15 protein-coding genes are annotated in these 24935 nt (G+C 68.4%); 7 read left to right on the plus strand and 8 right to left on the minus strand.

Going from position 1 to position 24935, the window contains the following annotated elements:
• Window positions 1–2 precede the first annotated feature (2 nt).
• Both VEB62_RS04470 and VEB62_RS04475 read left to right on the plus strand, forming a co-directional pair.
• Complete coding sequence (locus tag VEB62_RS04470) at window positions 3–860, plus strand: SMP-30/gluconolactonase/LRE family protein (protein WP_324795941.1); 858 nt, start codon at window positions 3–5, stop codon at window positions 858–860.
• Complete coding sequence (locus VEB62_RS04475; RefSeq protein WP_324795944.1) at window positions 857–1711, plus strand: aldose 1-epimerase; 855 nt, start codon at window positions 857–859, stop codon at window positions 1709–1711. The genes VEB62_RS04470 and VEB62_RS04475 overlap by 4 nt, the downstream gene beginning before the upstream one ends.
• 15 nt (window positions 1712–1726) lie before the next feature.
• Here VEB62_RS04475 and VEB62_RS04480 read toward each other — a convergent pair whose 3' ends face one another.
• The 3 genes from VEB62_RS04480 to VEB62_RS04490 form a co-directional block, all read right to left on the minus strand.
• The gene (locus VEB62_RS04480) at window positions 1727–3523 is read right to left on the minus strand and encodes an IlvD/Edd family dehydratase (RefSeq protein WP_324795947.1); all 1797 of its coding nucleotides are present in this window, start codon (window positions 3521–3523) and stop codon (window positions 1727–1729) included.
• Between the two features lie 4 nt (window positions 3524–3527).
• Complete coding sequence (locus tag VEB62_RS04485; RefSeq protein ID WP_324795950.1) at window positions 3528–4277, minus strand: SDR family NAD(P)-dependent oxidoreductase; 750 nt, start codon at window positions 4275–4277, stop codon at window positions 3528–3530.
• 165 nt (window positions 4278–4442) lie between these two features.
• On the minus strand, window positions 4443–5216 hold the full coding sequence (locus tag VEB62_RS04490) for an IclR family transcriptional regulator (protein ID WP_324795953.1): 774 nt from the start codon (window positions 5214–5216) through the stop codon (window positions 4443–4445).
• Between the two features lie 177 nt (window positions 5217–5393).
• Between VEB62_RS04490 and VEB62_RS04495 the strand changes: the two genes are divergently transcribed.
• A complete protein-coding gene (locus VEB62_RS04495; protein ID WP_324795956.1) occupies window positions 5394–6968 on the plus strand; it encodes a sodium/sugar symporter in 1575 nt (524 codons plus the stop codon).
• A gap of 145 nt (window positions 6969–7113) precedes the next feature.
• On the opposite strand, the gene VEB62_RS04500 is transcribed toward VEB62_RS04495, so the two are convergent.
• Both VEB62_RS04500 and VEB62_RS04505 read right to left on the minus strand, forming a co-directional pair.
• Complete coding sequence (locus VEB62_RS04500; protein WP_324795959.1) at window positions 7114–8634, minus strand: tryptophan halogenase family protein; 1521 nt, start codon at window positions 8632–8634, stop codon at window positions 7114–7116.
• 17 nt (window positions 8635–8651) lie between these two features.
• Window positions 8652–10169 carry a tryptophan halogenase family protein gene (locus VEB62_RS04505; protein WP_324795961.1) on the minus strand — a complete coding sequence of 506 codons (1518 nt, stop codon included), beginning with the start codon at window positions 10167–10169 and terminating at the stop codon, window positions 8652–8654.
• A gap of 285 nt (window positions 10170–10454) precedes the next feature.
• Between VEB62_RS04505 and VEB62_RS04510 the strand changes: the two genes are divergently transcribed.
• The 4 genes from VEB62_RS04510 to VEB62_RS04525 all read left to right on the plus strand — a co-directional run bounded on the left by VEB62_RS04510 (window position 10455) and on the right by VEB62_RS04525 (window position 20076).
• Window positions 10455–13394, plus strand: a complete 2940-nt coding sequence (locus VEB62_RS04510) for a TonB-dependent receptor (RefSeq protein WP_324795964.1) — start codon at window positions 10455–10457, stop codon at window positions 13392–13394.
• Window positions 13395–13458: 64 nt separating this feature from the next.
• Complete coding sequence (locus VEB62_RS04515) at window positions 13459–15117, plus strand: DUF5597 domain-containing protein (protein ID WP_324795967.1); 1659 nt, start codon at window positions 13459–13461, stop codon at window positions 15115–15117.
• Between the two features lie 32 nt (window positions 15118–15149).
• The gene (locus VEB62_RS04520) at window positions 15150–18080 is read left to right on the plus strand and encodes a glycoside hydrolase family 31 protein (protein WP_324795970.1); all 2931 of its coding nucleotides are present in this window, start codon (window positions 15150–15152) and stop codon (window positions 18078–18080) included.
• Between the two features lie 22 nt (window positions 18081–18102).
• The gene (locus VEB62_RS04525) at window positions 18103–20076 is read left to right on the plus strand and encodes a sialate O-acetylesterase (RefSeq protein WP_324795973.1); all 1974 of its coding nucleotides are present in this window, start codon (window positions 18103–18105) and stop codon (window positions 20074–20076) included.
• 9 nt (window positions 20077–20085) lie between these two features.
• On the opposite strand, the gene VEB62_RS04530 is transcribed toward VEB62_RS04525, so the two are convergent.
• Genes VEB62_RS04530 through VEB62_RS04540 form a run of 3 tightly spaced genes read right to left on the minus strand, consistent with a single transcriptional unit; the run spans window position 20086 to window position 24673 of the window.
• Window positions 20086–20712 (minus strand): hypothetical protein, encoded by a 627-nt coding sequence (locus tag VEB62_RS04530; RefSeq protein ID WP_324795975.1) that lies wholly within the window; start codon window positions 20710–20712, stop codon window positions 20086–20088.
• An 11-nt stretch (window positions 20713–20723) separates the two neighbouring features.
• Entirely contained in the window at window positions 20724–22385 is a 1662-nt protein-coding gene (locus tag VEB62_RS04535; protein WP_324795977.1) for an alpha-L-fucosidase, read from the minus strand.
• Between the two features lie 20 nt (window positions 22386–22405).
• Entirely contained in the window at window positions 22406–24673 is a 2268-nt protein-coding gene (locus tag VEB62_RS04540; RefSeq protein WP_324795980.1) for a WD40/YVTN/BNR-like repeat-containing protein, read from the minus strand.
• Between the last annotated feature and the right edge of the window lie 262 nt (window positions 24674–24935).

Here is a 24935-nt window from a genome sequence, read left to right on the forward strand (position 1 = left end):
CGATGAGCGGAGAAGCCGAACTGATCTGGGACGTCCAGGCGGAGCTGGGCGAGGGGCCGGTCTGGGACGCGGCGCGCGCCTGCGTCTGGTTCGTCGACATCAAGGGTCGCAAACTGCATCGCTATGATCCGGCGGACGGCGGCAAGACCTCGTGGGACACGCCCGACCAGACCGGCTTCGCCCTGCCGGCGACGGACGGGTCGCTGGTCTGCGGCGTGCGCGGCGGCCTGTACCGGTTCGATCCGGACAGCGGCGCCTTCGACCTGATCCAGCGGGTCGAGGCGGACCGGCCGCAGAACCGGCTCAACGACGGCTTCGTGGCGCCAGACGGGACCCTGTGGTTCGGGTCGATGGACGACAGCGAGGCCACCGTCTCCGGCGCGCTCTATCGCTGGCGAGGCGGCGAACTGACCCGCCACGACGACGGCTACCGCGTCACCAACGGTCCGGCGCTCAGCCCCGACGGCCGGACCCTGTACCACCACGACACCACCGAGCGCCGCATCTACGCCTTCGATCACGCCGACGGCTTCCTGACCAACAAGCGGCTGTTCGCCGTCACCGAGGACGGCTTCGCGGACGGTCCCAGCGTGGACGTGGACGGGGTGCTGCACGTCGGCCTGTTCAACGGCTGGGGCGTGGCCCGTTTCTCGCCCGCGGGCGAGCGGATCGGGACCATTCGCCTGCCCGTGCAGACGGTGACCAAGGCGGCCTTCGGCGGCGCCGACCTGCGCGACCTCTATTGCACCACGGCCTGGCTGGGGAACGCCGACAAGCGGGCGGAACAGCCGACCCTTGGCGGGCTGTACCGCGTCCGGGTCGGGACGCCGGGCCTGCCGCAGGCGCGGGTCAAGCTGTGATCGTCCTCGAACGGGGCAGCTGGCGGCTGACGGTGCGTCCGGAGCTCGGGTGCTCGATTTCGAGCCTGACCCGCGGCGGGCGTCCCGTGCTGCGGCCCACGCCCGATGGGGCGACGGACATTCTCGAGACGGCCTGCTTCCCGCTGGTCCCCTACGCCAACCGCATCGCCCAGGGCCGCTTCAGCTTCGACGGGCAGACGGTGGCGCTGCCGGTGCTCGACCGGTTCGCGCCGCACGCCCTGCATGGCGACGGCTGGCTGCAGCCGTGGTCGCTGCTGGAGCGCACGGAGAGCTCGGCGAGCTTCGTCTACCGTCATGAAGGCGGCGCCTGGCCATGGCCGTATGAAGCGGTGCAGACCTTCACCCTGGCCGGGTCGGGCCTGCGTATCGACCTGTCGGTGCTGAACGTGGCCGAGTCCCCGATGCCGGCGGGTCTGGGGCTCCATCCCTACTTTCCCGTCGGCGAACAGACGCACCTGTCGCTGAAGGCCGATGCGGTCTGGGCGGTCGATGAGGGGCTGATCCCGACCGCGCCGGTTTCGCCGGGTCAGGTCTTCGACTGGTCGACCGGCCCGCGGGTCGCCGGGGCGCCCTTCGTGGACCATTGCTACGCCGGCTGGGACGGGACCGCGCGCCTGACCGGGCCGGGCCGGACCACCGTGCTGACCGCATCGCCGAACGCCGGCTGGGCCCACATCTATGCGCCGGGGCAGGACTTCTGCTGCGTCGAGCCCGTCACCCATCGGCCCGACGCTCTCCATGCGCCGGAGGGCGAGGCGAGCGGACTCGCTATCCTCGCGCCGGGACGCGCCCTGTCGATGTGGATGGAGATCGCCGTCAGCGACAGCTGAGCCGACGATCTCCGGCTAGTGGTTGTCCCGCGCCTCGCCGAAGCGGTCGATGATGCGGTGGTATTTCACCGCGGGTTCGAGCACGGCGCCGGTCTCCAGCTGTCCGACCATGCCGCGCTGGATTTCCTGCCACGGCGTCTGCGAGGCCGGGTAGGCGTAGCCGCCCGCGGCCTCCAGCGTGGCGCGGCGCTCGGCCAGTTCGGCGTCGCTGATCAGGATATCGGCCCGCCCGGTATTGAGGTCGATGCGCACCCGGTCGCCGGTCTTCAGCAGGGCGATGTTGCCGCCGGCCGCCGCCTCGGGCGAGGCGTTCAGGATCGAGGCCGAACCGGACGTGCCGGACTGCCGCCCGTCGCCGATGCAGGCGAGGGCGTGGACGCCCTTTTTGATCAGATAGTCGGGCGGCCGCATGTTCACGACCTCGGCCGCGCCCGGATAGCCGATCGGCCCGGCTCCACGCATGAACAGCAGGGTCTGTTCGGTGATACCCAGGCTCTCGTCGTCGATGCGGTGGTGATAGTCTTCCGGCCCGTCGAACACCACGGCGGGGCCCTCGAAGGCGTTCAGGTCCTCGGGGTTCGACAGATAGCGCTCGCGGAATTCGGGGCTGATCACGCTCAGCTTCATGATCGCAGAATTGAACAGATTGCCGCTGAACACCACGAAGCCGGCGTCGGTCTTCATCGGGGTGTCGAAGGGCTTGATGACGTCGGGCAGGGCGATCTCGCGGCCGGCGCAGTTCTCGCCGATGGTTCGGCCGCTGACGGTCAGGGCGTTCTCGTGGATCAGGCCCTGTTTCATCAGTTCGTTGATCACGGCGGGCACGCCGCCGGCGTGGAAATAATCCTCGCCCAGATACTCGCCGGCGGGCTGCAGGTTGACCAGCAGCGGCACGTGCAGGCCGTGGGTCTCCCAGTCCTTCAGCGGCACGTCGACGTGGGCGTGACGGGCCAGGGCGGTCAGGTGGATCGGCGCGTTGGTCGAGCCGCCGATGGCCGAGTTGACCACGATGGCGTTGTGGAAGGCGTCGCGCGTCAGGATGTCCGACGGCTTCAGGTCCTCGCGCACCATCTCGACGATGCGCAGCCCGGTCTCGTAGGCGACCTGGGCCCGCTCGCGGTAGGGGGCCGGAATGGCCGCCGAGCCGGGCAGGGACATGCCCAGCGCCTCGGCCAGCGAATTCATCGTCGTCGCCGTGCCCATGGTGTTGCAATAGCCGACCGATGGGGCCGAGGACGCCACCAGTTCGATGAAGCCGTCGTAGTCGATCTCGCCGGCGGCCATCATCTGGCGCGCCTTCCAGATGATCGTGCCGGAGCCGGTGCGCTCGCCCTTGTGCCAGCCGTTCAGCATCGGACCGACCGACAGGGCGATGGCCGGGATGTCGACGGTCGCCGCCGCCATCAGGCAGGCCGGCGTGGTCTTGTCGCAGCCGATGGTCAGCACCACCCCGTCGATCGGATAGCCGTACAGGCTCTCGACCAGGCCGAGGTAGGCGAGGTTGCGGTCCAGGCCGGCCGTGGGCCGCTTGCCCGTCTCCTGGATCGGATGGACCGGGAACTCCATGGCGATGCCGCCGGCCTCGCGGATGCCTTCGCGCAGCCGTTCGGCCAGCACCAGATGGTGGCGGTTGCAGGGGCTGAGGTCGGAGCCGGTCTGGGCGATGCCGATGATCGGCTTGTCCGACTGGAGTTCCTTCCGCGTCAGGCCGTAGTTCAGATAGCGCTCCAGATAGAGCGCGGTCATGTCCGGGTTGTCCGGGTTGTCGAACCAGGCGCGCGAACGCAGCGGCTTCTTCGGTCGGTCTGTCATGGTTCTAGTTCCAGCCGCCGTCGACGATGTAGTGTTGATTGGTGATGGCCCCGGCCTCGTCGGAGGCCATGAAGACGACGACGCGGGCGATGTCGTCGGGGACCAGCCGGCGCTTGAGGCACTGGCGTTCGTAGATTTCCTTCTCGGTCTCGGGCGTGACCCAGAGTTCGAGCTGGCGTTCGGTCATGATCCATCCGGGGGCGATGGCGTTGACCCGGACGCCGTACTGACCGAAGTCGCGCGCCAGCGAACGGGTGAGACCGAGCACGGCGGACTTGGACGCCGTATAGGCCGCCATGCCGCCCTGGCCGATCACCCAGGAGGTCGAGCCGAGGTTGACGATCACGCCCTTGCCGGCCGCCTGCATGTCCGGCAGCACGGCCTGGGCGGCGAAGAACTGGTGCTTCAGATTCACCGCCATGCGCCCGTCCCAATAGGCCTCGGTGACCTCCAGCGTGGCGTGGCGTTCGTCGTGGGCGGCGTTGTTGATCAGCACGCCGATCGGGCCGAACCGGTCGCGCGCCGTCTGCACCGCCGCCTTCAGCGCCGGGATGTCGGTCAGGTCGCACGGCACGAACAACGCCCCGTCGCCGAGCTCCGCCTGGAGCTTCCGGCCACGCGCCGTATCGATGTCGAGGAAGGCGACGCGGGCGCCTTGGGCGACGAAGGCGCGGGTGATCGCTTCGCCGATGCCGCCGGCTCCTCCGGTGACGATGACAACGGTGTCCGCGAGATCGGAATAGATGGCGGCCATGCGCTCCCCGAATGATTGTCTCGACGGGCTGCGGCCCGCATCAGCCCGGCGGCCGATCTTTCATTCATGAAAGCGATATTCGTCGGCGAAAATGCCCGCGCCGGGAGGCGAAGTCAACGCGGCCCGGCCCAAGACACGATATTTGAAAGGCGCGGGACGCTTCGCTCAGGCCTGCGAAACAGCGCTCATCTCGACCGAGATCGTCGCGACGGCGCGGCGGAGGTGATCGACCGCCACGTCGATGGGACAGGTCGGCGGCGTGCGCTCGATGTAGGGGGAGATCAGGGTGGCGATAACGCCGTCCGCCCCCATGATCGGGGCCACCAGATCGGTGACGCCCTTGACAAAATCGCTCGGCCGCTCGGTGTGTCCCCTGGCGCCCGCCTCTTCCGCCGCCTTGATGAAGCGGTTGGTGCGCGCGGCTCCGAAACGGGCGATGAGACGCTCGCGCAGGCTGGCCTTTTCGGCGTCCGGGGCGCAGCCGTAGAACATCAGGCCCGAGGTGGCGTCGATGACGTTGCGCCGGTAGCCGAGCCGGACCGAGAAGCCGAGGTCGCCCGGTCCCTCGATACGGGCGATGACCACGATCTGCTCGCCCGACAACACCACCAGGTGGCAGGACTGGACCGTCACCTCGGCCAGTTCCCGCATCACCGGCAAGGCGGCCTCGACCAGGGATTTCACGGGCGCCTGGGCCATGCCGAGGGTGAACAGACGGTTGGTCAGGCGGTAACCCTCGGGCGACTGCTCGATATAGCCGCGGAACTCCAGCACCTGGATCATGCGGAACAACTCGCTGACCGACCGGCCGAGGACGCCGGACATCTGCGAGGGCGTCATGGGATCGCCGTGCGACGACAGCAACTCGAGTACGTCGAGGCCCTTCTCCAGCGCCGGAGCGCGGTATTTGCGGTCGTCGGTCTCGTCCTGAAGCGACATCGGCGCTGTGGTTCCTTGTGGGCCCGGAAAGCTAGCGGGTGGGGCCGATTCCGGGAAGGGCGGCGGCTGGTCCCCACCTATGAAGCATCATGTCAGATATGAAAACGGGGTTGCCCGGTGCCGCGGCCTCACCTAGCGTCGCCGGAAGCCCGGACGGGCCGCGCCGGGGAGGCCTTCATGACATTAGCGACCATCGACCTGGTCATTCTCGCCATCTACGCCGTCAGCATCTTCGGCCTGGCCCAATGGGTGTCGCGGGACAAGGGCGGTGCGAGGAAAACCTCCACCGACTATTTCCTGGCGTCGAAGAACCTGCCCTGGTGGGCCATCGGCGCCTCGCTGATCGCGGCCAACATCTCGGCCGAACAGATCATCGGCATGAGCGGGTCCGGCTATGTGATCGGCCTGGGCATCGCCTCGTACGAGTGGATGGCGGCGCTGACGCTGCTGATTGTCGGCAAGTACTTCCTGCCGATCTTCCTGCGCAACGAGATCGTCACCATGCCGCAGTTCCTGCAGCAGCGGTACGGTCCGTCGATCCGCAACGTCATGGCCGTGTTCTGGCTGCTGCTCTACGTCTTCGTCAACGTGACCTCGATCCTGTGGCTGGGATCGATCGCGGTCTCGACCGTGACCGGCCTGGACCAGATGTACGCCATCGTGGCCATCGGCGCCTTCGCCCTGCTCTACCAGCTGTGGGGCGGGCTGAAGGCGGTGGCGCTCACCGACATCGTCCAGGTGGCGCTGCTGGTGGCGGGCGGCCTGATCATTGGTTTCGTGGCGCTCAACCAGATCGGCGGGGACAGCGGCCCGGTCGCGGGCTTCCATACCCTGCTGACCGAGTTCCCCGACAAGTTCGACATGATCCTGTCGCCTGACAATCCGAACTTCAAGGAACTGCCGGGCATCGCCGTCCTGCTCGGCGGCCTGTGGATCATGAACATCAGCTACTGGGGCTTCAACCAGTACATCATCCAGCGGGCGCTGGCGGCCAAGTCCATCGGCGAGGCCCAGAAGGGCATCGCCTTCGCGGCCTATCTGAAACTGCTTATGCCGGTGATCGTGGTCCTTCCCGGCATGGCCGCCCTGGTGCTGGCGCCGGCGCTGAGCGCGCCCGACCAGGCCTATCCGACGATGATGAATCTGCTGCCGGCGGGTCTCAAGGGTCTGGTGTTCGCCGCCCTGATCGCGGCCATCGTCGCCTCGCTGGCCTCCAAGGTGAACTCGATCGCGACCATCTTCACGCTGGACCTCTATGTGAAGGTCAACAAGGCGGCGACGGAACGGCACCTGGTGCTGGTCGGGCGCATCGCCGCCGTGACGGCCATGGTCATCGGCGTGCTGGTGGCCCGCCCGTTGCTGGGCGGGTTCTCGCAGGCCTTCCAGTTCATCCAGGACTTCACGGGCTTCTTCACCCCCTCGATCGTGGTCATCTTCATCCTCGGCCTGTTCTGGAAGCGCACCTCCGAGGCGGGCGCCCTGACGGCGGCCATCGGCGGCGTCGCCCTGTCCGGCGTGATGTGGTGGCTGGACCGCGAGGGCATCTTCACCCTGCCGTTCATGAACCGGGTCGGCGTGGTCTTCCTCGCGGCGCTGGCGGCGGCGATCATCGTTTCGCTGCTCTCGCCGCCCAAGGAAGGCACGATGCAGATCCGGCTGGACGGGGTCAGCTACAAGACCTCGGCCGGCTTCAATATCGCCGGGGTGGGCGTGATCCTGTTCCTCGTCGCGGTCTACGCCATCTGGTGGTGAGGCCGATCCGGAGGCTGATGCGGCGACGCCTTTGCGGGCGTCGCCGTTTCCGTGTCAGCGGGGCGAAGCGAATGGCCGCTCCGCCGCCGCTCTACAGGTCCAGGGACAGGGCGTCGCCGGCCGGGATATGTTCGCCCCAGCCTGGTCAGGCGGGGACGGCAGGATTGGCGCGACAGTTCCGGTCGATGAACTCGGCCTGGGTGGGCATGGCGGCGGCCGTTCGCGCGTAGGCGTCGCGGATTCCGTGGAGCCGGCGCTTCAGGTCCTCCAGATCGGGAATCTCGGCCAGCGGATCGTAGCGTTCGGGGAGGATGTTCTGGCCCATCAGGACGGCGATCCAGCTGGTCTCCTGGAACAGCTCCTCGTCCTCGCGGAACACGCGGCCGTGGCTGCGGAACAGGTCGATCTTGCGTTGCAGCGACTCCGGAATCTCCATGGTCCGGACATGGTCCCACAGCCCGGAATCATCGCGTTCGACGGCGTGGTAGTGCAGGACGATGAAGTCCCGAACGCGTTCATATTCGAAGCGGATGCGCGCATTGTACTGGTCGATCTCGACCTGGGCGAAGTCGCGGTCGGGGAAGTTCAGAAGGAGCTTGGTCAGGCCGCTCTGCACCAGATGGATGCTCGTCGACTCCAGCGGCTCGACGAAGCCGCTGGCCAGGCCCAGCGCCACGCAGTTCCTGTTCCAGGCCTTCTTCCGCATGCCGGTGCGGAAGCGCAGCATGTTGGGATCGGCGAGGGGGCGACCCTCGAGGCCGGCTGTCAAACTCGCGACGGCCTCGTCATCGCTGATGAACCGGCTGCAGTAGACGTAGCCGTTGCCGACCCGGTGCTGGAGGGGGATGCGCCACTTCCACCCTGCCTCGCAGGCGGTGGCCCGGGTGAAGGGCGTCAGGCCGACGTCGCCGTGCTCGCAGGGCATGGCGACCGCCCGGTCGGCGGGCAGCCAGTGGCTCCAGTCTTCGTAACCGGTCTTGAGCGCCTGCTCGATCAGCAGGCCCCGGAACCCCGAGCAGTCGATGAACAGGTCGCCCTCGACCACGTCGCCGGATTCCATGGTCACCGACTGGATGAAGCCGTCTGGCTCGCGCAGGGTGACGTCGACGATCTTGCCCTCGCGGCGCACCACGCCGCGCTCTCGGGCCAGTTCGGCCAGGTAACGCGCATAGAGCGAGGCGTCGAACTGGAAGGCATAGGTCATCTGGGACAGGGGCGAGCGAGGATCGCGCACCGGTCGCGCGAACCGGCCCTGCCGGGCCGCCAGCGTGGTCAGGGAATAGGCCCCGAGGTCGTCGTCGACCCCAGCCTCCTTCAGTCGCAGCCAGTAGTGATGAAAGGCCGCGGCGTCGATGCGCGTGCCGTACTGGCCGAAGGGGTGGAAGTAGGTGTCGCCCTTGCGGGTCCAGTCCCGGAACTCGATGCCGAGTTTGAACGTGGCCTGGGTGCGGCGGACGAACTCGTTCTCGTCGATGCCGAGAAGCTCGTTGAAGAGCATGATCGGCGGGATGGTGGACTCGCCGACGCCGACCGTACCGATTTCGGCGGACTCGATCAGCTCGATCCGGCAGCGGTTGCGAAGCACCTTCGACAGGGCCGCCGCCGCCATCCAGCCGGCGGTGCCGCCGCCGACGATGACGATGCTTCGGATCGGGTTTGCGGTCATGGGGGCGGTTCCGGGCTTCAGGCCGTGGCGGACGGTGCGAGGTCCGCGAGAAAGCGGTCATGTTGTGGAAGGGACGCCGCCGCCTGGCGGACCAACGCGGCCCGTCGCTCCATCCGGTCGAGGGTGGTCGCGGCGGGAGTCAGGTCGGTCAGGGGACTCCAGCGCTCCGGCCAGACGCCGAGGCCGGTGAAAATCGCCGTCCAGCTCGCCTCGCGGAAGGACTCATTGTCGAGCAAGGCTATTTCGCCGCGGGCGCGGAACAGGTCGATCTTCTGCTTCAGCGTGTCGGGCAGGCTCATCGCCCGGCAGTAGTCCCACAGCGCCCCCCGCCGGCGGGCGAGATGGTAGTGCAGGATGATGAAGTCGCGCACGCGCTCGACCTCCTCGGCCGAGCGCCGATTGTACTCTTCCGTCACGACCGGATCGAAATCGAGATCGGGAAACAGGTCGAGCAGCCGGCCGACGCCGGTCTGGATCAGGTTGATGCTGGTGGATTCCAGCGGCTCTACGAAGCCACACGCCAGACCGAGGGAGACACAGTTGCGATTCCAGGCCTTCCGTCTCCGGCCGGTGACAAAGCGGAGCAGATTGGGCTCCGCCAGCGCCGGACCGTCCATCTGACCTCTCAGGTCCGCGACCGCCGCCTCGTCGTCGATGAAGTTCGACGAATAGACATAACCGTTCCCGGTGCGGTGCTGGAGCGGAATGCGCCATTGCCAGCCCGCTTCACGCGCGGTGACCCCGGTGAAGGGCGTGGCTTCGCCAACGGACGGACACGGCATGGCGACGGCCCGGTCGCAAGGCAGCCAGTGGGTCCAGTCCTCATAACCGGTCTTCAGGGTTTGCTCGATCAGGAGGCCGCGAAAGCCGGAGCAGTCGATGAACAGGTCGCCTTCCAGCCGTTCGCCGCCTCCAAAGGCGACCGCGTCTATGAAGCCGTCCGAACCGCGCAGCGAAACATCCACGATGCGGCGGTCCAGGCGCCGGACGCCCAGATTCTCCGCATAGGACCGCAGGAACGCCGCATAGAGGGCGGCGTCGAACTGGTAGGCGTAGGAATAGGCCGACAGGACCGAACGTGGGTCCCTCAGCGGCGGTGCGAACCGGTTCTGCGCCGCCATCACGCTGGGCACGGACCACGGTTCGATGTCGTCGATCAGGCCGAGGCCCTTGAGGCGGAACAGGTGCTGCGTGGCCGGCTGGCGGTCGAGGGGCGGGCCGTAATCGCCAAAGCCATGGAAGAACCGGTCGCCGTCGCTGGTCCAGTCCCGGAATTCGATGCCGAGCTTGATTGTGGCCCGGGTGGTTCGGACGAACTCGGCTTCGTCGATGCCGAGGGCGGCGTTGAAGTCCCGGATCGGAGGAATGGTCGCCTCGCCGACCCCGATGATCCCGATCGCCGTCGACTCGACGACGGTCAGGCTGAGGTCGCCGGAGGCCAGCCGGGGAGAAAAGGAGCGCGCCAGCGAGGCGGCCGCCATCCAGCCGGCCGATCCTCCGCCCACCACCACAATCCGGCGGATGCTCCGGTCCATGTTTCTCCTCCCCGGAGGCTGAGCCTCTCGTTATCACCAGTGGCGACGGGCCTGAAGTCGGGGGATGTCGGCCATTCGGCGCGCCCCCGACCACGACCCGCAAGACACACTCGCGCCTCAGTTATGATAGCGCTACCAAAAATCGCTTTTCATCCTGTGAAACTTTGTGCATCTTTGAAAGTGCGAGGCGTCCAATCAGGATCGCTCCGCGCAATTTTGGGAGCGTCTCACCGCGAGAACCGCAAGAATGCGGCCGGTGTGACTCATCACGGGGAGGATGAGACCATGTCTCGAACCAATCGGACGAATCGGTTTGCGTTGTTGTGCGGCGTTTCGGCTCTTTCCCTGGGCGCGCTCGCGCTGCCCTCGGTCGCGCTGGCGCAGGACCCCGAAGGCGAAGACACCACCGAGGTCGAGGAGGTTGTCGTCACGGGCATCCGGGCGCAGCTGCGCTCGGCCCAGGCGATCAAGCAGAATTCGGAAGTCATCGTCGACTCGGTGACCGCCGTGGATATCGGGGCCCTTCCCGACCGATCGGTCTCTGAGGCGCTGCAGCGCATCTCGGGCGTCACGCTCCAGCGCACCAACGCCGCGCGCGACCCGGCCCGTCTGGCGGCCGAGGGTGGCGGCGTCTTCGTGCGCGGCCTGTCCTGGGTGCGGTCTGAAACCAACGGGCGCGACATCTTCTCCGCCTCGAGCGGCCGGGGGCTGAGCTTCGAGGACGTGTCGGCCGACCTGCTGGCCGGCGTGGACGTCTACAAGAACGTCGCCGCCAACATGATCGAGGGCGGCATCGCCGGCACGATCAATCTGCGCACGCGGGTGCCGTTCGACAGCGCCGACTCGCTGATCGCCGTCAACACCGACTACAACTACGGCGACCTGTCGGAGCGCGGCTTCTGGTCCGGAAGCGTCATCGCGTCCGATCGCTGGGATACCGGGATCGGCGAGATCGGCCTGATGGCCAACATCAGCATCGGGAACGTCGGCAACCGGACCGACTCGATCTCGGTCGACCGTTATGATCCCGTGGTGCTGAACGCGGGCAACGCCCCGTCCGACGGGTCCGCGGCGGCTGGCCAGACGGTCTATATTCCCAAATATCTGGGCTGGCGGACCATCGACTGGGAACAGAAGCGCACCGCGGTCGCCCTGGCGGCCCAGTGGCGGCCCAACGACGACCTGCTGATCACCCTGCAGGCCCTGGGTTCGCAGGCCGACGCCTACAACGTCGAGTACGCGCTCGGCACCGAGAGCGTCCTGACTCCGAACGCCACCTACTCCTATAACGACGATGACGTGTTCATCGGCGGCACCGTCCCCAACGCCAACTACAACACCGACACGCGGGTCGGCGACGACACCAAGCGCACCGGTGACGTGGCCCTGAGCTTCCAGTACACGCCGGACTCGCCCTGGTCGTTCAGCGGCGACCTGCAGTATGTGAAGTCGACGGCCGAGATCTATTCGATGACGGCCTTCACGCAGTTGGCCAACCGTCCCGACCTGACCATCACCATCGGTGGCGACCTCCCGACGATCACCTCGACCGGCGGCACCATGACCGATCAGTCGACCTACTGGTGGGCGGCGGCGATGGACCACATCGAGGACAACGAGGCCGACGAACTCGCAGGCCGCTTTGACGTGCGGTACGACGACGAGAATGAAGACGCCCTCTTCAAGTCGATCGCCTTCGGCATCCGCGGGACCGAGAAGAACTACACCAACCGCCAGACCGGCTACAATTGGAGCCTTCTGTCGAACCAGTACTGGGGCAACGGCGGCGGCGCCGTGGTCTATCTGGATGACACCGGCTATCCGGGCGGCACGCAGGATCCGCGTCTGCCGCAGTCGTCGGAGCTGTACACCTTCGAGAACTTCTTCCGCGGCGACGCGCCGGTGCCGGGCGTCGCCTGGTTCCCCGCCGAAAGCCTCCTCAATCAGGGCACGGCCTACGCCTACGACATCCTGCGGAACACCGAGAGCTCGGGCTGGGGCTGGACGCCGCTGTCGGACGACTACGAAAGCTACCGCCTCGGCGGCGGCAACGGCGGCATCACGGAGCTGACCGAAGAGACCCAGGCGGCCTACGTCTATGCCCGCTTCGGCGCCGAGGACGCCCTGTTCGGCAAGAGCTTCGACGGCAACGTCGGTCTCCGCGTGGTCGAGACCACCACCGCCACGCAGACCATCACCACCCTGCCGACGATCAACGGGACCTGCCCGCCGCCGCTCTTCCCGGCCGCGGACTGCACGGCCTTCAATCAGGCCGTCGCCTTCGCCACGGGCGGTTCGCTGGACGGGCTTCCGATCGAGCACAGCTATACCGAGGTGTTGCCCAGCTTTAACCTGCGCGTCTTCCTTGCCGAGGACCTGCAGGCCCGCTTCGCGGTGTCCCGCGCCATGGTTCGGCCCGAGATGTACCAGCTGCAGCCGTTCACCAACCTGTCGATCAACTTCGAGTCCGACGGCTATACCCTCGACGACGTCGCTCCCTTCACGGGCGTCGGCGGCAATCCGACGCTCGATCCGATCAAGTCGACGAACTACGATTTCAGCCTGGAATGGTATTTCGCACCGGCCGGAAGCCTGACGCTGGCGGCGTTCCACAAGGACATCACCGACTACATCTTCACCGGCACCGAGACGCAGGCCTTCACCAACAACGGCGTCACCTACGACTTCCTGCTGACCCGCTACATCAACGGCGACGAAGGCACGGTCGACGGGGCGGAGCTCGCGTACCAGCAGTTCTACGACTTCCTGCCGGGCTGGCTCGGCGGCTTCGGCCTGCAGGGCAACTTCACCTTCATCGACAGCAGCGGCGGGCGGAACGCCAGCCAGAACGTCCTCGACCCGCAGCAGAACAGCGGCGCCTCCGCCGCCCTGCCGCTCGAGGGGATGTCGCGCACCAGCTACAATATCGCGGCGCTGTATGAGAAATACGGCATCTCCGCCCGGCTGGCCTACAACTGGCGCGAGGAATACCTGCTGACCACCTCGGCGGCGAACGTCAACGCTCCGGTGTGGGCCTCGGATTTCGGCCAGCTGGACGGATCGATCTTCTACGCCATCAACGATGACCTGAAGATCGGCATCCAGTCGACGAACATCCTGAACGAACGGACGGTGCTGAAGGTCGGCAACGAGACCCGCAAGCCGCCGTACAACTGGGTCGATACGGACCGCCGCGTCGCGATCGTGCTGCGCGCCGCGTTCTGATCGAACGTGACAGGGGGACGGTCCTCAGGGATCGTCCCCCTTTGTTTTTGACTGGCGTTGGAGGATGACGGTGAGCGGATCGCACATCGGCCGATGGATGGCGTCCGCAGTGGCGGCCCTGGTCGCCCTGGCGGCGACGGCGGGGATCGCCGTGGCCCAGGAGGCCATCCCGCGACTGGTGACGCAGGACGGCCGCCATGCCCTGATCGTCGACGGCGCGCCCTTCACCATTCTCGGCGCCCAGGTCAACAATTCCTCGAACTATCCCGCGGCCCTGGCCGAGGCCTGGCCGGCGGTCCACTTCGTCGGCGCCAACACCGTCCAGGTCCCCATCGCCTGGGAGCAGATCGAGCCGGTCGAGGGTCAATTCGACTTCTCGTTCGTCGATCATCTGGTCGAGGAGGCGCGGCGCCATGACGTGCGCCTGGTCCTGCTGTGGTTCGCCACCTGGAAAAACACCGCCCCCAAGTACGCGCCGGCCTGGGTCAAGCTGAACCCCGAGCGGTTTCCGCTGCTGGTCCGCCAGGACGGGACCGACTCCTACGCCCTGTCGCCGCATTCGCGGAACACGCTCGAGGCGGACAGGCGCGCCTTTGTCGCCCTGATGGCGCACCTGCGCCGCATCGACAGCCGCGACCGCACCGTCATCATGGTCCAGCCGGAGAACGAGACCGGCACCTACGGCTCCGTCCGCGACTACGGCCCCGCCGCCCAGGCGCTGTTCGACGGCCCCGTGCCCGCGGCGCTGCTGGAGCGGATGGGCAAACAGCCCGGCACATGGGCCCAGGTGTTCGGCGACGACGCCGACGAATTCTTCCACGCCTGGGCCATCGGCTCCTACGTCGGCGAGGTCGCCGCGGCCGGAAAGGCCGAATACCCGCTGCCGATGTACGTCAACGCCGCCCTGCGCGATCCGCTGAAGCACCAGGCGCCGTCGAGCTACGCCTCGGGCGGGCCGACCTGGAACGTCATGGATGTGTGGAAGGCCGCCGCCCCCGCGATCGACTTCCTGTCGCCCGACATCTACGAGCGCGCCTCCGCGACCTATGAGGCGCACCTCGACCGCTACGCCCGGCCCGACAACGCCCTGTTCGTGGCCGAGACCGGCAACGACACCATGTACGCCCGCTATCTGTTCAGCGTTCTGGGGCGCGGCGGCATCGGCTATTCGCCGTTCGGCATCGACTACACCGGCTACGTCAACTATCCGCTCGGCGCGCAGGCGGTCACCGAGGAGACCCTGACCCCGCTGCGTCAGGTCTATCGTCTGATCGCGCCGTGGCAGCGCGTCTGGGCGCGGCTGGCCTTCGAGGGCCGCGTCTGGGGCGTATCCGAGCCGGACGACCGGTCGTCTCAGACGCTGGACCTCGGCGAATGGACCGCGACCGTCGGCTATCGCCGCTGGCAGTTCGGCCAGCCGGACTGGACGTGGCTGGGCCCGCTGGCCGACGTTCCGGGGACCGAGAGACCGAACGGCGGGGCGGTCATCGCCGAGATCGCGCCCGGAGAATTCATCGTCGCCGGCCATCACGCCCGGGTCGACTTCAACGCCAAGCCTTCCACCGACGGCAAGCGCCGCATGGTTCTGCGTGTCGAGGAAGGCCATTTCGACGGCGCGGGCGCCTGGGTGTTCGAACGCATCTGGAACGGCGACCAGACCGACTACGGCCTCAACTTCACCGACCGCCCGCGCCTGCTGCGCGTGGTCACCGCCACCTACTGATCCCATCGCCCTCTGAGAGCGGAGCCCGCCATATGCTGCTCAAGTCCCGTCATCTGACCTCCGCCGCCGTCGCGCTGGTTCTGTTCGCGCCGCTGGGCGCCTGCGCCTCCGTCATGGGAAGCGCGCCGGAAGCCGTCGCGGACTCCGCGGTGCAACGCCTGGCCGACGGGATCGTCGTAACGCCGCGGACAGGCGAGGCGCGGGCGGTGCGGCTGCAGGTGTTCGGGCCCAGGACCATCCGCGTCACGGCCTCGCCCGACGACAGCTTCGAGGCTCCGGCCAGCCTGATGGTCACTGCCGAGCCGCTGAGCGAAGGCTTCGAGGTCGAGACCCGCAGCGACGTCGTCCTGGTCCGCGCGGCCGAGGTCACCGCCGAGGTGTCGCTCGAAACCGGCGCGGTGCGCTTCCTCGACCACGCCGGCGAGGTGATCCTGGCCGAGCGCGCCGGCGGCCGCGAGATCGAGCCGGTCATCGTCGAGGACCAGACCGGTTCGCACCGCTTCGAGACGGTCCGCCAGGTGTTCGAGCCGGCGGCGGATGACGCCTTCTACGGTCTGGGCCAGCACCAGCAGGGCCTGCTCAACTATCGCGGCCATGACGTCGAACTGGCCCAGCACAACATGGACGTCGGGATCCCGTTCGTGGCCTCCACCGGCGGCTACGGCATCCTGTGGGACAACAACTCCATCACCCGCTTCGGCGACCCGCGTCCCTACGGCATGCTGGACGAGCGGCTGACCGTGCGTGACGCCACCGGCCGTTTCGGCGGCCTGACCGCCAGCTATTTCCAGGGCGATGAGCTGAAGGTCCAGCGCCAGGAAGGCCAGATCAACTACGAATACATCCGCGACCAGCAGCGCTGGCCCGAAGGCTTCAAGGCCCAGCCCGCCCAGCCGGTGCAGGTCGGCGACATGGGCCGTGCGGGGCAGGAGGGCGTGCGCGTCGTCTGGGAGGGCACGATCGAGGCCTTCACCGCCGGCCGGCACAAGTTCAAGCTCTACTCCTCGGGCTACGCCAAGGTCTGGGTCGACGGCGAGCTGAAGATCGACCGCTGGCGCCAGAACTGGAACCCGTGGTTCCACGACTTCGATGTCGAACTGCCCGCGAACCGGCAGGTCTCGATCAAGGTCGAATGGATTCCCGGCGACGGCTACATCGCCCTGCGTCACCTCGACCCGCAGTCCGAGGCCGATCAGCAGGCGCTGTCGCTGTGGTCCCAGGTCGGTCACGACGTCGACTACTATTTCGTCGCGGGCGACAATCTGGACGAGGTCGTCTCGGGTTACCGCGGCCTGACCGGCAAGGCGGTCATGCTGCCGCGCTGGGCCTATGGCTTCTGGCAGAGCCGCCAGCGCTACAACACCCAGGCCGAGGTGGTCGACACGGTGCGCCGCTATCGCGAGCTGGGCCTGCCGATCGACAATGTCGTGCAGGACTGGTTCTACTGGCGCGAGAACGCCTGGGGCTCGCACGAGTTCGACCCGGCGCGCTTCCCCGATCCGGCGCAGATGGTGAAGGACGTCCACGACATGGACGCCAACATCATCATCTCGGTGTGGCCGAAATTCTATCCGACGACCGACCACTACAAGGAGCTGGCCGCGATCGGCGGCATGTACACACGCAACGTCGAGGCCGGCGCGCGCGACTGGGTCGGACCGGGTTACGCCAACAGCTTCTACGACCCCTATCTGCCGGCGGCGCGCGACCTCTACTGGAAGCAGATCAGCGACAGCTTCAAGGGCATGGGCTTCGACGGCTGGTGGCTGGATTCGGTCGAGCCGGACATGCACTCCAACCTCGATATCCCGGAGCGCACCCTGCGCATGGGGCCGACCGCGGCCGGTCCGGGCGCGCTGGTGTTCAACTCCTATCCGCTGGTCAACGCCGACACCGTCTACGAGCGGTTCCGCGCCGAACAGCCCGACACCCGCACCTACATCCTGACCCGTTCGGCCTGGGGCGGCCTGCAGCGCACCGGCTCGACCCTGTGGTCCGGCGACGTCGTGGCGCGCTGGGACGACCTGGGCGAACAGATATCGGCCGGGGTCAACGCCGGCCTTTCGGGCCTCCCGAACTGGACCCACGACATCGGCGGCTTCTCGGTCGAGGCGCGCTATTCGGCGCCGCAGATGAAGCCCGAGGACAAGGCGGAATGGGACGAACTGCAGCTGCGCTGGTTCCAGTTCGGCGCCTTCTCGCCGGTGTTCCGCTCGCACGGCGAGTTCCCGCTGCGCGAGGTCTACAATATCGCCCGGCCGGAGAGCGATCTGTACGATGCCTTCGCCGCCCAGATGCGCCTGCGCTACCGGCTGATGCCCTACATCTACACCCTGGCCGGGGACACCTGGCATAAGGACGGCACGATCATGCGCGCCCTGCCGATGGACTTCCCGCAGGATGTCCGGGCGCGGAACATCAACGACCAGTACCTCTTCGGCTCGGCCCTCATGGTGGCTCCGGTCCATAAGTACCGGGCGCGCGACCGCTCGGTGTATTTCCCCTCGGGCGCCGACTGGTACGACTTCTACACCGGCCGCAAATTCGCGGGCGGTTCGGAAGCCACGATCACCGCGCCGCTGGAGCGGATTCCGCTGTTCGTCCGCGCCGGGTCGATCCTCCCGACCGGGCCGCAGATCCAGCACACCGCCGAGAAGCTGGACGGACCGGTCACCTTGACCGTCTATGCCGGCGCCGACGGCTCGTTCGAACTCTATGACGACGCCGGCACGACCTACGGCTACGAGCGGGGCGAGTTCTCGCGCATCCCGATGACGTGGGATCAGGCTCGCGGCGTGCTGACCATCGGCGCCCGCGCCGGAAGCTATCCCGGCATGCCGGCCAACCGGACGTTCCACATCCGCTGGATCGACGGACCGACGGCGACGGCGGCGGATTTCGAGGCGGCCCCGGCGCGGACCGTCGAATATGCGGGGCAGACCGTGCAGGTCTCCCGTCCCTGAGGCCTATCAGATCGAGGCGTAGATGAAGCGGTTCCTCAAGGCCGCCGGGCTGGCGGTGGTGCTGGCCGGTGCGGCGTCGACGGGCGTCCTGGCGCAGACGGCGCCGGCGGAGTCCTTGCTGGCGGACGTGTTCCAGGACCACGCCGTGCTGCAGCGCGACCGGCCTGTGGCCGTCTGGGGCCGGGCGGCGCCGGATTCGCAGCTGGCGGTGACCCTGGCCGGGACGACGGTGACGGCCCGCGCCGGCGCCGACGGACGCTGGCGCGCGGTCCTGCCGGCGTTGCCCGCCGGCGGGCCTCATGAACTGAGCGTGACGCAGGGCGGCCGGACCCAGGTCCTCACCGACCTGCTGATCGGCGACGTCTGGCTCTGCTCGGGACAGTCGAACATGGAATTCGGCGTGCGCAGCGTGACCAACGCCGACGCGGAGGTCGCCTATTCGGCCGACCCGAATCTGCGCCTGCTGCTGGTCGGCCGTTCCAGCCGGCCGTCGCCGACCGACAGGATGGAATCGGGCAGCGAGTGGCGCGTCTCGGGTCCCGAAAGCATCCGTGACTTCTCCGCGACCTGCTACTTCATGGGCAAGCAGCTGCGCCAGTCGCAGGACGTGCCGATGGGGCTGATCGCCGCCTCCTGGGGCGGATCGGTGATCGAGGACTGGTTGAGCGAAGCCGCTCTTCGGCGGATCGGCGGCTACGACATGGCGCTGGAGACCCTGGCCGTCTACGCCCGCTCGCCGGAAGAGGGCCGCAGGGTCTGGGACGAAAAGAGCGAGCGCTGGTGGCGGGATAACGACCCGGGCTCGGCCGGACCGACGCCCTGGTACAGCCCCGGCTATGACGACTCCAGCTGGTCCACGGCGGCGCTGGATGGCGCCTGGGAGGGCTCGTCGCCCGAACTGAAGAACTTCGACGGGGTGGTTTGGCACCGCACGACGGTTACGCTGACCGCGGCCCAGGCGGCGGGTGAGGCCACCCTGCGGCTGGGGCCGGTCGATGATGTGGACACGACCTGGATCAACGGCCGCAAGATCGGCGGCCGCGAGGGATGGAACACGCCGCGGGTCTATACCGTGCCGGCCGGCACGCTGCGGGAAGGCCGCAACCTCATCGCCGTGGGCGTGCTGGACACCGGCGGCGGCGGCGGTCTCTGGGGCCCGGCCGCGGACAAGACGCTGACACTGGCGGACGGATCGGTCGTGAGCCTCGCCGATCCATGGCGGCGGCGGATCTCGGCGCCGATCATCGCCCTGGGGCACCTACCGCGCACGCCGTGGATCGGCGGCAGCGGCGTGACCACCCTGTCGAACGGCATGATCGCGCCCCTGGAAGGTTATGGTCTGGCCGGGTTCGCCTGGTATCAGGGCGAGGCCAACGTCGGGGACCCCGAGGGCTACAGCCGGCTGCTGCCCGGGCTGATCGCCGACTGGCGGGCGCGCTTCGACAACGAGAACCTGCCGTTCTTCGCGGTCCAGCTGGCCAATTTCGGACCCCCGACCTCGACGCCGACCGACTCCGCGTGGGCCGCCCTGCGCGAGGTCCAGCGCGAGGTGATGGAGGCCGACGGGAACGCCGGGCTGGCGGTCGCGATCGACATCGGCGACCGCTACGATATCCATCCGACCAACAAGCAGGAGGTCGGGCGTCGCCTGGCGCTCGCCGCCCGGGCCGTGGCCTATGGCGACACCGCCGCGCCGGCTTCGCCGTCTCCCCGAGCCGCCGGGCTCTCCGGGCGTACGGTGGTGGTGAGCTTCGACCGCGTGGGCGAGGGTCTGGTGGTCTATGGCGCGGCGCGGCCGGTTGGCTTTGAACTCTGCGGCGCCGAGGGCTGCCAGTTCGTCGACGCGCGGGTGCAGGGCGAGACCGTGGTGCTGGACGCCGCCGGCGTCACGGAGCCGCGGACGGTCCGCTTCTGCTGGGCCGACAGTCCTGTGTGCAACCTGTACGGCGACGCGGGTCTGCCGGCCGCTCCGTTCGAGCTGCCGGTGACCCGCTAGACCCAGACCTCAGGGCGCGGCGTTCACGGGCAGTCTGGCCCGGTCGAAGTCGGGCCCCATGTCGAACAGCAGCGCGGGACCAACATCGATGGTCTGGGGCTGGGCCGCCAGATGGATGATGATATTCGTCTGGTCGGCGGCGTAGTCCTTCGGCGCGACGCCGGAGACATAGACCAGGCGCCAGCGCGCATTGAGGGTCAGGTCTGACGCCATGGCGATCATGCCGTTGGCGACGTCCTTCTGTTCGAGCCCGAGCAGGGATATCCGGGCCGCCGCGTCATCGGCTCCCTCCGCCGGAACGGCGCGCAGCCAGACGGCCAGAAGCAGAACGTCGCCGGCCTGGATCGCGGCGTGCGTCGGCATGACGCCGCCGACGCTCCAGGGATCCCCCTGCCGGTCCACCACGACCCTCAGGGCCTGACCGCCGGTGACGTCCGGATCCGGCCGCCGCTCGGGACCGTTCGGCAGGCCCCAGATGTTCCAGTTGGGCACATGGGGCTGGTTGACCAGGAAATCGCTCATGGGCCGCGGCGTGGGAGACGGCTGCGCCCCCTCCGCCGGCGGCGTCTGGGCCGTCGCGACGGCGGGGGCGAAGATCAACGCGGCCGCCAGCACGGCTCCCGATAGTCTGTACATGGGTTCCCTCCTCAGGCTGATTGTTCCTGAACCAGACCCGTCCCCCGAATGCGGAAGGCGGGAACGAACGCCGTGGCGCGTCGCCCGGGCAGGGTGATCGTCAGATCATCAGCGGTCTGGCGGAAGGTCAGCGGAGCGTCGCCGCCGAGCATTTCGACGCGCTCGACCTTGCGCCCGCCCAGCGCCCGCTCTCCCAGACTGCGGATCGTCACCTGGTTGTCCCCGGGCCAGTCGAGGGCGATGGCGTAAAGCACGCCATTCCGGGTGGTGAAGCGGATGTCCTCCGCCGTCCACGGCCGGGCGTGCTCCTCGTTCTGGTTGCCGGTGTTGACCGCCGTCGGCCCCTCGCCATAGATCGACCACGGACGGCTGGCGAAGATCGCCTCGCCGTTGACCGCGATCCACGCCGCCATCTCCGCCAGGATCGCGCGCTCGTCGCTGTCGATCGAGCCGTCGCCGCGCATCGGGATGTTGAGCAGCAGGTTGCCGTTCTTGCTGACCACGTCGCACAGCCGCTGCACCACAGACTTGGCCGGAACGTAGCTGTGGTCGACATAGCGGGCCCGGTTGTAGTGCCAGTCGCCGATGCAGGTGTCGGTCTGCCAGGGCTCCGGCATCAGGCTGTCGGTGAAGCCGCGCTCGAAGGTCTCGACCACGCCGCGCCGCTTCTCCGGCGCCAGCCGCTTGCCGTTGACCACCGGCAGCTCGCCCCGCCATGCCAGCGCGGCGTTGTAGTAGTAGGCCGTGGCGTCCAGTCCGTGCTGGCCCAGCGGCAGGCCGTGGTTGTCGAAATAGACCATGTCCGGCCGGTAGCGATCGACCAGTTCGCGCTGGCGCGTGACCCATGAGCGGACGAAGGCGGGGTTGTTCTCCGGGACCGTCTCAAGCCACCGGCCGTCGCGGGCGTCGTGCCAGGCGTTCATGGCCTCGATGGAGGTGATGCCGTCCGGCGGCGCGAAGGTCGGGCCGGTGTAGAGCTCCTGGGGGTCGAGCCCTTCCCACCATTTGCCGACGCCGTCGGCCTTCGTCAGGCGGGCCGCGTCATAGCGCCGGCCGGCCAGCGGCCCCTCGGCGTCATAGCCGTAGGCCGTCTGCCACCAGTGCCAGGCGTGGGCCCCGTGATTGCTGACCCCGAAGCGCAGGCCGCGGGCGCGGACCAGCTTTTCCCAGGTCCCGACGATGTCGCGCTTCGGCCCGACCCGCAGGCTGTTCCACGGGTGGCTGGACTCGAACAGGTCGAGATTGTCGTGATGCTGGGCCATGGCCATGACGTATTTCGCCCCGGCGGCCTGATAGAGATCGAGCAGGCCTTCCGGGTCCCAGTTCTCGGCCTTCCACTGGTTCATGACCTCCATGAACCCGACTTCGGTCGGGTGGCCGTAGGTTCGGACGTGGTGCTCGTAGTAGGGGTTGCCCTGGATATACATCTGGCGCCCGTACCAGTCGCCGCGCTCCGGCTGGCATTGCGGGCCCCAGTGGGCCCAGATTCCCAGCTTGGCGTCGCGGAACCAGTCCGGCGTCCGGTAGCCGGCGATCAGCGACTCCCATGTCGGCTGGAAGGGTCCGGCGGCGGGAGCGCCGCCGCCCGTTGCGGTGGCGCACCCCTGGAGGGCGGGCAGAAGCGGCGCGGTCATGCCGGCCTGGAGCATGCGGCGGCGGGACAGGTTGGGCATGGGCGGTTCCTTTGCTCTGGTCATGCGGTCGGCTCTCCATAGACGACGCCCCGGCCGTCGGTGGCGACATAGACGCGGCCATGCACCCGGGGATCGCCGGCGATGGCGCGGAAGCGGCGGCCGTATTCGTGCGCGGCGTCGTTGACCCGCAGCCATGAGGCGCCGCGGTCGTCGGAGCGGAACACGCCGCGCGTGTCGCCCCGGACGCCGATGGCCACCAGCGACGGATAGCTTCCGCCGGGCGGCGCCATGCCGAAATCCATCATCTGGACCTGCAGCCCGCCATCCACGCGCTCGAACCTCTGTCCCGCGTCGACGGAGTGGAACAGGCCGGATCGTGACACGAACCACAGGTCGCCGTCGCGACCCGGCGTGGCCTTCAGCGGCCACGCCTGTTCCCGCCAGGTGGGCCGGTCCGGCGTCAGGTCGGCCGGCAGGCCGCGGCTGGCCAAGGTTCCGAAGGACGTCGCGCCGTCCGTGCTGACGAACCAGGCGCCGGTCGCGAAATCCAGCGCGTAGACCAGCAGGGGATCGGCCCGGTCCGCGACGGGCCGCAGGAACAGGGGCAGGCCCTGGACGGGCCGCCATGCCGCGCCCCTGTCGCCGGAGACCATCACCTGGGGCGTGGCCAGGACAAAGGTCGAGCCGTCCGCCGTGACGGTGATCGGCGCGTCGCGATACAGGTCCATGCGCGGGTTGGAGGTGGCGCCGGATGCGCCGGCCGGACGGGGGCGGCCAAGGGATTTCCAGCTCCGGCCGTGGTCGTCGGACCAGGCGAGGGTGGCGCCGTCATGGCCTTCGGAGCCCACGCCCTCGTGCGGCGTGCCGCTGCGCACCACCACATTCGGCGCGCGGCCCGCGTAGTCGATCTGGTTGGTGTTGGCGAACACCGGGGTGGTGAACTGCAGGCTCGGGGAGCGGGTCAGGTCCTCGTGGGCGAAACCGGAGATGTCGCCGAAGCCGGCCAGCAGGGCGGGTCCGGCCGGCGGGCTGACCAGGGTGATGACCGCGGTCTGTTCGATGCCCTCGACCCACGGCGCCCAGTCGGTCGGTCCGCCCGCGTCGGCGGCGGACAGGTTCGAGGTGGCGTAGACGGTTGCGCCGGTGGCGTAGACGGCACGGTCGGAATCGAACGGATCGATGGCCAGGGCGGCGATCCACCAGCCGAAGTCCGGCTCGTCGTTGCCCCAGTAGAGAAACGGCGTGGCGCTGACGTCATGGCGGGCCTGTTCGCGCAGACTGGTCCAGCTCGCGCCGTCGTCGGTGCTGCGCCACAGGGTGTCGCCGGGCTGCCAGCGGTTGAGCGTCGAGACCATCAGCACGCCCGGCCGCCGTCGATCGACCGACAGGCCCATGAATCCGCCCAGCGGCCGGGGCGGGCTGATGTCGCGCCAGTCGCCGGATCGGGTGTCGAGCCGCCAGACCTGCCCGTCGGTGACGCCGTTTGGACCGACTCCGAGCGTGCAGGTCAGATAGAGGACGCCGCGCGCGTCGATCTCGGCCTTGGCGGCGGACAGCTCCGGCCGGGGCCCGCCGGCGACCGGGGCCCAGCTCCGGCCGGCGTCGTCCGACCGGTACAGGCGGGCCCCGCCCGGGTCGGCGACTCCGACGAACAGGGTCGGCGTCGCGGCGCCGGCCGTTCCGCTCGACGGGTCGAAGACGACGAAGCTCAGCCCCGGATGGGTCGGTCCGCCCGGCTCGAGGCCCCGGCCGCGCAGGGGGAAGCTGTCGACCTTCCGCCAGCTCGCGCCGCCGTCGACGCTGCGTTGCAGGCCGTCGTGACGGGACCCGAAATAGAGGATGCGGTTGTCGTTGGGATCGATCGCCAGCCGCTCGCCGAGGCCGCGTCCCTCCTCGTTTCCGCCCATGCGGAAGGGGACCGGCGTGCGGATCCAGGTCGCGCCGCGGTCTGTCGACCGGAGCATGGCCCCGGGCTCGCGGCGGCTGACGCCGACGGCGGCGTGGACGATGTTCGCATCGACGGGATCGGGCGCGATGCTCTCGACCCCGAAATCGTTGCCGATCGGGTTGGCGTCCTGCAGCGGAACCCAGCGGCCGGGTGCGGAATCCCATCGATAGGCCCCGCCCATGTCGGAGCGCGCGTAGGCGAGACCCTTCTCGACCCGACTGAAGACGATGCCCGGAATGAAGCCGCCGGCGCCGACCTTGACGTTCCGCCAGACGTACGCCGGCGCGGCCTGCGCCGACGCCGCATCGCCGAATCCTGCGGCCGTTGCGGCCATCAGGACGGCCACGCCCGCTTCGCGTCTGTTGAGGCCCCGGCGCATGCCCTGCCTGCTCCCTTTTCGTGGGGCGGTTGGCCCGCCCGCTCGTAGATGTTAGCGCTAACGAGATTGCAGTTGACAGCATTGTCACCTGTGCATCAAGCTTGCACAGGTAAAAATGAGGACGCCGCCAAAGGTCGTTCCGGGAAACACAGGGGCGGGCCGGTCAAAGGGCTCTCCTGCCGGGGCGGCGCCGACGCACTATGCGACCAGAGTTTTTGCCCACCTGAACCGACTGCCGGCGCGGCGCCCAACTCGTCGCGCC

The sequence above is a fragment of the Brevundimonas sp. genome, from assembly GCF_035626975.1.
Classification (GTDB): Bacteria; Pseudomonadota; Alphaproteobacteria; order Caulobacterales; family Caulobacteraceae; genus Brevundimonas.

Bases quoted from the DNA above. Each gene is read 5' to 3' on its own strand.
- VEB62_RS04485 (WP_324795950.1), bottom strand. From the start codon at position 4,277: ATGGCCGCCATCTATTCCGATCTCGCGGACACCGTTGTCATCGTCACC.
- VEB62_RS04495 (WP_324795956.1), top strand. From the start codon at position 5,394: ATGACATTAGCGACCATCGACCTGGTCATTCTCGCCATCTACGCCGTC.
- VEB62_RS04500 (WP_324795959.1), bottom strand. From the start codon at position 8,634: ATGACCGCAAACCCGATCCGAAGCATCGTCATCGTCGGCGGCGGCACC.
- VEB62_RS04505 (WP_324795961.1), bottom strand. From the start codon at position 10,169: ATGGACCGGAGCATCCGCCGGATTGTGGTGGTGGGCGGAGGATCGGCC.
- VEB62_RS04515 (WP_324795967.1), top strand. From the start codon at position 13,459: ATGACGGTGAGCGGATCGCACATCGGCCGATGGATGGCGTCCGCAGTG.
- VEB62_RS04520 (WP_324795970.1), top strand. From the start codon at position 15,150: ATGCTGCTCAAGTCCCGTCATCTGACCTCCGCCGCCGTCGCGCTGGTT.
- VEB62_RS04535 (WP_324795977.1), bottom strand. From the start codon at position 22,385: ATGCCCAACCTGTCCCGCCGCCGCATGCTCCAGGCCGGCATGACCGCG.
- VEB62_RS04540 (WP_324795980.1), bottom strand. From the start codon at position 24,673: ATGCGCCGGGGCCTCAACAGACGCGAAGCGGGCGTGGCCGTCCTGATG.
- VEB62_RS04490 (WP_324795953.1), bottom strand. From the start codon at position 5,216: ATGTCGCTTCAGGACGAGACCGACGACCGCAAATACCGCGCTCCGGCG.
- VEB62_RS04480 (WP_324795947.1), bottom strand. From the start codon at position 3,523: ATGACAGACCGACCGAAGAAGCCGCTGCGTTCGCGCGCCTGGTTCGAC.
- VEB62_RS04530 (WP_324795975.1), bottom strand. From the start codon at position 20,712: ATGTACAGACTATCGGGAGCCGTGCTGGCGGCCGCGTTGATCTTCGCC.
- VEB62_RS04510 (WP_324795964.1), top strand. From the start codon at position 10,455: ATGTCTCGAACCAATCGGACGAATCGGTTTGCGTTGTTGTGCGGCGTT.
- VEB62_RS04525 (WP_324795973.1), top strand. From the start codon at position 18,103: ATGAAGCGGTTCCTCAAGGCCGCCGGGCTGGCGGTGGTGCTGGCCGGT.
- VEB62_RS04470 (WP_324795941.1), top strand. From the start codon at position 3: ATGAGCGGAGAAGCCGAACTGATCTGGGACGTCCAGGCGGAGCTGGGC.